The organism is Alcanivorax sp. HI0044 (assembly GCF_001634945.1).
In genome coordinates, this window is sequence record NZ_LWEZ01001496.1 from 1 (window position 1) to 901 (window position 901).

General features: G+C 58.0%; 1 protein-coding gene and 2 pseudogenes. 1 reads left to right on the plus strand and 2 read right to left on the minus strand.

Annotation, left to right across the window (positions count from 1 at the left end):
- Positions 1–248: pseudogene (locus A3730_RS22610) on the minus strand (AI-2E family transporter); the annotation flags it as partial.
- Positions 248–529: a sulfurtransferase TusA family protein gene (locus A3730_RS22615; protein ID WP_007150804.1), complete on the minus strand. Its 282-nt coding sequence runs from the start codon at positions 527–529 to the stop codon at positions 248–250. The gene A3730_RS22615 and the pseudogene A3730_RS22610, both read right to left, overlap by 1 nt.
- 107 nt (positions 530–636) lie before the next feature.
- Between A3730_RS22615 and A3730_RS22620 the strand changes: the two are divergent.
- Positions 637–901: pseudogene (locus A3730_RS22620) on the plus strand (M48 family peptidase); the annotation flags it as partial.

The window sequence follows — 901 nt, forward strand, 5'->3', positions numbered from 1 at the left end:
GCAATCAGCAGCCCCATGAACAGCGTGAACACCAGGCCGACCGCCAGCATGCGTTTCACACCCCGGCGTTCCAGCGCGCCCACCAGTCCCTGCATCAGGTAAGCAACCACCATGGCCGTCAACACCGGGGCCAGCATGCCGCCGAAGAACGCGATGGTCAGGCCAATGACCAACAGCAGAACAACCAGATACACCGCTTCTTCATCGGAGAAGTAATTATCGGCCCAGTTTCTCAGTATGCGCAGCATCAAGGCTCCTGTGTGCCGCAGCGGATAACAAAACAGTAGCGGCCTTTGCTTTCCTGCATGCGAACTAGCTCATGACAGGATTGTCTCAGATAAGCAGGGATATCACTGGCTGAGCCGGTGTCCGTGGCGATCACTTCCAGCACTTGCCCGGCGCGGAGTTGCCGTAACGCCTGCCGGGTTTTCAATAACGGCAGCGGGCATTGTAACGTGGAGGCATCCACATGGAGATCAACCATTTGTTCGGATACAGGGTTTTCAGTCATTGTAATCGCTTCATTCATCGCCGCCCTGACGGCATTATAGTCACAAGCCGGGCATTGATTCAGTGCCCGCGTAGCGATACCCGAAATTCCATCACCCGTTACTCGTCCCTGGACGGAGCCACAATTTGTTGACGCTGTTTGCACGTACTTTTTTACTGTTCAGCTGCTGCTGGCTGGCCAGTCCGTCCGCCGCCGATGACAACCTGCCGGTGCTCGGGGACCCCACTGCCGCGCTGATGTCCGCCGATCAGGAATATCGCCTGGGGCGGGCCTGGCTGCGCAGCCTGCGCGGCCAGACCTCCATCATGTCTGATCCCATGGTGCAGGAGTACGTGGAAAGCCTGGTCTACCGCCTGGCATCCTACAGCGACCTGAAAGAGCCCAACCTGG

What these genes read in the sequence shown, in the direction of transcription:
- A3730_RS22615 (WP_007150804.1), bottom strand. Translation starts at nt 529, where the DNA reads ATGAATGAAGCGATTACAATGACTGAAAACCCTGTATCCGAACAAATG.